Below are 6,149 nucleotides of genomic sequence, written 5' to 3'. Positions count from 1 at the left end.
ATCCTATTGAAATTGTAAAGAACCAAACAAGCTCAATGATTAAGCCGATTTATATTGGTGCGAAGTTTGAGTAAATATTGTTATACCCAAAAAAATGCAGCAATCTTCGAATGAAGCTCGCTGCATTTTCTTGTTATAAACCTTTTTCAAAAAAGTCTAAATCCATACGCTTTATTGTAAAAGTTTGAACATTCGACACACCTACATTGTATAAAAACATTAACTCAGTAAGTTTCATTCCATCAATAAAAATTAATGATTTATCAATACTCTTGGAATATTCAATTGCTTCTTTTGTAAAACGAGATTTAGTGATAATAATCCCTTTGTTTTGATTTCTCGCGCTTTTTAAGGTTTTGACCAGTTTTGTTCCAACCTCTCATTAAAATCAAACTTTATACCAAAAGCTACAAAAGTTTTGAGTATCCATCCAAATTTAAATGACCTCAGACAATAGCCGAGGTCATCTCTATTAGATTATTTTAAATTGTTTCACTCTATTATTTAAGTCATCTGATAGCTGACGTAATGCGGTAATTTTCTCGACAACTATTTGAATAGCATGCGTTTGTTCATTTGTTGAAGCGGTTATTTCCTCTGTACCTGCCACATTTTCTTCTAGCATGTGATTTACAGTTTCTACATGTTCAAGGACTTGTTCACCTAATCCTTTTGAATGCTTCATACCTTGGGCTACTTCTTGAAGCTCACTCATGATGCTTCGAACTTCCGTTTCAATGCTTTCAAATGCTGAAGTTGTTTCATACATTGACGTTTTTTGTTTTTCTGCTATTTCAACACCTTGGCGTACTGAATTAGACATATTTTGTACGCCTGTTTGGATGGCACCAACAATTCCGAAAATTTTCTCTGTTGATTTGCCTGTAGCTTCGGATAAATTACGTACTTCTTCAGCTACTACTGCAAAGCCTTTGCCATGATCACCGGCACGAGCTGCTTCAATAGAAGCATTGAGCGCCAGTAAATTCGTCTGCGCTGAAATATTGGCAACAACTCCAGCCATTTCTTCGATTCGTGCCGTATGTTCCATAAAGGTATTTGCTACATCATGAATGACTTTTACCGTTTTAATATTTTCTTCGATCATTTCTTGTTGAGCGGAAATGACTTCTTTTCCTTTATCAATCGCACCAACAGCCAGCTTACCATGATCAACAGAAACTGTTGAGCGCTGTACGTTTTGATTGAAATCGGTATCCATTGTCTCGACAAGTTGCACAGTATGATGGAGTGAATTTGAAACGGATAGGGAATCACTCGAAATTTTTTCTGTGGCACCTGCGACGTGTTCACTGATTTCAGCGAATAGTTTATTTTCACGATCTAAATCATTTGTAAATGTATCTATGTGTCCACTCACGTCACGAATCGCATATAGCAACTGTTTTAATTGGTTCGTCATCGTATCAAATGAACGATTTAACACACCAACTTCATCATTCGATTTATAATGAATAGGCTCCACCATAAGATTTCCAGACGCAATTTCATTGGCATTATGGGCCAGTTTACGAAGTGGTTTCGTAATATTTCTAATAATTAACACTGTAAAGACACTTCCAAATAAAACGAGCAGAATAATGCCAACTAATGAAGTTGTAATAACAAATGTAATTTGCTGTGCTACATCTTTTTGTATATCTTGGTAATGTTCATTGGCATACAAACCTAGCACATGCACATCATTTAAAATGCCTACAATACGTAATCCTTGTGTACGGACATCTGTAACGTTTTTATTGGTTACTGCTTGATTGGCTGCAGTTAAAAAGTCTGTAAATTTTCCTTGCATTTTAGTGAAGATTTCTTCACTCTCTTTGTTATGTAGCAAAGGTTGGATAATTGCTAATTTATCGTTAATCGTACCTTCTAATTTTTTCAATGATTCTAGTTGTTTATCTGTCACACTCTGTGGTTGTGCGACACCAATGGCTGTTGCATAGCTACTTAGCTCATTTTGTGTATTTTTTAACTCGGATTCAATCACTTGAATATTGATAATTTTTGGTAAAATATCTTTGTTCGATGATTGGATGCGTATCATCGCCATTATGACAATGGCTATAAGAGCAATCGAAACCGCAATAAGCGTAAACGAGTTGAATAATATTTTTTTAGTTAATGACATTTTCTTAACTCCTTATTGGCCAAATTGTTGCTGCGATAGTTTGTTTAGTTCATCTTCAATTCTGGTTGCATGATCAATCACGCGCACAGGTGCAAGTTTCATTGCTTTTTCTTTCATACCTAAAGCGATATGCTGCTTTCCGGTTGGTTTCTCTTTCGTATAATTTTCTATAAATTCATAAACGGCTACATCAATATTTTTTAACATAGAAGATACGACTGCTTTTTCTGCATATGTATATTGATCTGTATCAACCCCAATTGCTAAAACGCCACTATCTTGCGCTTGTTGCAATAGGCCAACACCTGTATATCCCGCAGCTGCGTAAAGGACATCTGCTCCTTGAGTAATCATGTCAGCAGCCATGGCTTTTCCAACCTTATCATCTGAAAATGTATCTGCATAAGTCACAATCACTTCAATATTGGGATTGGTTGCCTTTGCTCCTTCAGCAAAACCTTTCTCAAACTTTTCGATTATTGGGTCCACCATTCCACCTAGAAAACCTACTTTTCCTGTTTTTGACGTCATTGCGGCTAATGCACCTGCCAAATAGCTACCTTCATTTTCTTTAAACGTAATAGAGTGAATATTTTCAACGTCTGATTCTGAATCAACTAGAACGAATTGTTGTTCTGGATTTGCCTTTGCAACCTTTTCCAAATCCTCTTGTAGTGAGTAACCTACTGCAATTACTAGATCATTACCCTCTTCCACTAACTCCTTAATTCCTTTTTCATAGTTCGGCTCACTGCCAAGCTCACGGTAATCAAACACGATCCCAAGCTCATCGCGTGCCTTGACTAGACCTGCAACTGCTAAATCTCCAAATGACTGATCACCGAGTCCAACGTCTGGCAACATAATCCCAACTTTAAATCTATCTTCCACACGTAATTCACTTGAATCTTCATTTTGCGCCGTGTTGTTCCCACAAGATGCTAATAGTCCTGCTGTTATAATTAAGGCGAATAAACTCTTTTTCATAAATCGCAACCTCATTCATACTTATTTTTTCCTATACAATTGCACCTGAAAATACATATTTACCTAATTAAGTATATATTAATTTGGGATAATGTGCTTAATAACTATTTTTGATTTATAACAGTATTAAATTATTTTCACACTGGAAATTTTTGTTTCACTCAAATTCGTCCATATTCACCAGCAATCGCTATTGGTTTTTAACGCACAGGGAGGATGAAGGAAAACTAGCTTAATGACAGTGACGCAACAAAGGCGAGATGATCGGGGTCATGGGAGCAGATATGAAATTATCTTCCATTCAAGAGATAGTAGAGAATTTTGCTTCAAATACTGAAGACACATCATTGATAACGAAGATACCGCTGTCATATACCTGGGTAGAAGAAAAGTCCATAAGGAAAAATGCAGCAATCTTAGAATGAAGCTCGCTGCATTTTCTTTTGGGTTATAAACCTTCTAAATCCATACGCTTTATTGTACAGATTGAACGTTCGATACACCTACATTGTATAAAAACATTAACTCAGTAAGTTTCATCCCATCAATTAAAATTAATGATCTATCAATACTCTCGGAATATTCAATTGCTTCTTTTGTAAAACGAGAGGTAGTGATGAAAATCCCTTTGTTTTCTTTGAAGGCTACCAAACTTCCTACAAATGCTTGGATATCGGGTCTTGAAACTGGATTGGCCCAACGTTTTTCTTGTAAGTAGATTTTATCTAATCATAGGACGTCTTCTTTTTTTCTTTTACTCATAAATTCAGCTCCAAAACTAATTAAATTGATATTTAATTAATTTTGATTTTTTTATCAAAATTCTCTGAAGCATTTGCTTTACAAATGAAAACTAGATATTAGGGTTCATTAATACACCTGTTTATCTGACTTACTAAATTTATTAAAAAGAAGTTGAATACTTCCACCTAAAAGACCAACTATAATTACACCTGTCCATGGTACGTTTGCTTTAAATACATTATCTTGTATATGAACATAAACAAGTTCCTGACCAAAAATCGTAGGTTGAAAACTAAAAGATTCTACTTTAAATAACATAATAGCAATGGTTCCTAAAAATGTAATTAAAGTAAAGGCAATAATACTAAATAGAATAGCAACAACAATTTTATATGATTTTTTCATCTCTACTCTATACCTCCTAATTTCTTCTAAATCATTTTGATAATCCTTCTATCAGGGGTAAAACAGGAAAATATTAAGAGTACTTATGATAGGTAAATATTGTACCCCTCAAAAATAAATAAAAATCACAACTAAATTAGCAGTCTCTAAACATGCTATTCGCCCATGGATTTGGAAAGAAATTTTATCAATCCATACACTAATCAATGCTAAATTTAACTTGAAATCAAAAATCCCTCTCTTAAGTAGTACCATACCATTATCCATAAAGGTTTCAAAATCAAGTTTTGTTGAAAATTAAACAAAACTTGATAAAAGTCAGAAAAATAAACTCTACTTTCTAAAATATGAATTTACATTAGGGTGTTTTGCACATAAATGCAGCAGGTATTGAAGTGTGCGATTAGGTGGAGAATGGAGAGGGGTATTTCCAATTTAATTTTCGAGGTAAGATGCTATTAAATATGACAAACTGTCTCATATTTCCAATTCAAAAGGCATCGATACTTTTATTGTTGGGATTAATTTTTCTTTGAAAGAATTAATAGGTTCATCGTATAACTAATAACCAAAATGGAATAGATAGTAAATAAATAATCAATTTTTATAGTAGTGAGCTGTGATATGAGATATAGGATGAAAATCGACAAAAATAAGATAAGGACCGTATGATATGCGGCCTTATTTTGCAGTACCTTCATTCTTTCATCATCAGACTTACTTTCTTCAAAGAGAACAAAATAGGTGAAGGAATAAAAAGATAGAGTAAACAAGTAACTTACTATAGATTGCTTAATAAACATGTCTAGAATACTAAAGATCAATAATACAAAACCCAAAAATAGATATGATTTTTCATGAAAATTACTCCATTTCATAGTCAAATTCCTCCTCGAAAAAATATCTTTAATCTATAGAAAAGATGGATTTACCTACTTCTCTGCTCTTTTCTCAGTTGGATTAAACTCTTTCAAATGTTTGTTAACATATGCTATTTTTGCTGTCCTTCTTCTTAATTTTTTCTTTACCATATCACGATCTATTAAAGTTTTAAAATATCCAACAGGAGCAGACGGTGCTATAAAGGATACTTTAAAAATTCATTTGTTAATTTCCCAATAAATAAGGCATACCTAATAAAGCCATTACTACACCAATTGCAAACACACGAAATAGCTGATAAATTAGGCATTCATAAGTCCAATGTTTCTCGTTATTTAAAGCTTTAACAAAAAGTTGCGTGAAATAGGTCTTTAAATAGATGGGTATATGAGCAGACCTTCACCTTGTGCAAAGATTACTGTTGTCCCTGTAGGAGAAAACCTTTATAACTCTTTTGTCGTTTAAGTAGTATGAAAACAAAAAAAGTAAAAGGAGTGAGAAAATGTATAAACACAAAAATTCGTTCATTGTAGCAACTACAAATATTATTGTTATTTGTTTAGTTCCAATCATTTATGAACTAATCCTTAAAAACACCATTAATCCACCACTTTTTAACCTTGTGATTTTCCCTTTAATTATTGCATTTATTAATATTGTCCTTTGGTTTAGTAAATTCAAACTTAAATTTGAGTACCATATGCTTTGGGCTTATGTAGCTCTCTTTTTGTCTTTTATTGTTTCCTTTGTTTTGATTATAGACCCTACTAAAGAAAAGCCTCCCGGTGAAACTTTGGTAGTACACGCAGATTTTTTAATGATTATATACATCGCAATCGTGCAGTGGATTGTTTTACTAGTATTAACAGGCATTCTTTATATAGTGAAGGTACTTTTTACAAAAAAAAATAAAAAAATTATTTTAGAAGAAGGTTGTTAAACGGTAGTAAATCTCCCTTTACAGAATAGAAGGCAACGACAA

General features: G+C 33.3%; 6 protein-coding genes. 1 reads left to right on the top strand and 5 read right to left on the bottom strand.

The window, feature by feature from the left end:
- Nucleotides 1-133: 133 nt before the first annotated feature.
- The 5 genes from AMS59_RS24330 to AMS59_RS13610 form a co-directional block, all read right to left on the bottom strand.
- Complete coding sequence (locus AMS59_RS24330) at nt 134-364, bottom strand: restriction endonuclease (protein ID WP_082337508.1); 231 nt, start codon at nt 362-364, stop codon at nt 134-136.
- A 108-nt stretch (nt 365-472) separates the two neighbouring features.
- Entirely contained in the window at nt 473-2,149 is a 1,677-nt protein-coding gene (locus AMS59_RS13620) for a methyl-accepting chemotaxis protein (protein WP_053484287.1), read from the bottom strand.
- Nucleotides 2,150-2,161: 12 nt separating this feature from the next.
- A complete protein-coding gene (locus AMS59_RS13615; protein ID WP_053484286.1) occupies nt 2,162-3,136 on the bottom strand; it encodes a BMP family protein in 975 nt (324 codons plus the stop codon).
- 474 nt (nt 3,137-3,610) lie between these two features.
- The gene (locus AMS59_RS24325) at nt 3,611-3,856 is read right to left on the bottom strand and encodes a restriction endonuclease (RefSeq protein ID WP_369814332.1); all 246 of its coding nucleotides are present in this window, start codon (nt 3,854-3,856) and stop codon (nt 3,611-3,613) included.
- Nucleotides 3,857-4,006: 150 nt separating this feature from the next.
- Nucleotides 4,007-4,285 (bottom strand): hypothetical protein, encoded by a 279-nt coding sequence (locus tag AMS59_RS13610; protein WP_053484285.1) that lies wholly within the window; start codon nt 4,283-4,285, stop codon nt 4,007-4,009.
- A 1,384-nt stretch (nt 4,286-5,669) separates the two neighbouring features.
- On the opposite strand from AMS59_RS13610, the gene AMS59_RS13600 reads away from it, so the two are divergent.
- The gene (locus AMS59_RS13600; RefSeq protein WP_053484283.1) at nt 5,670-6,107 is read left to right on the top strand and encodes a hypothetical protein; all 438 of its coding nucleotides are present in this window, start codon (nt 5,670-5,672) and stop codon (nt 6,105-6,107) included.
- Nucleotides 6,108-6,149: the final 42 nt, after the last annotated feature.

The organism is Lysinibacillus sp. FJAT-14745 (genome assembly GCF_001275675.1).
Lineage (GTDB): Bacteria > Bacillota > Bacilli > Bacillales_A > Planococcaceae > Lysinibacillus.
This window is presented reverse-complemented; position numbering and strand designations above follow the sequence as displayed.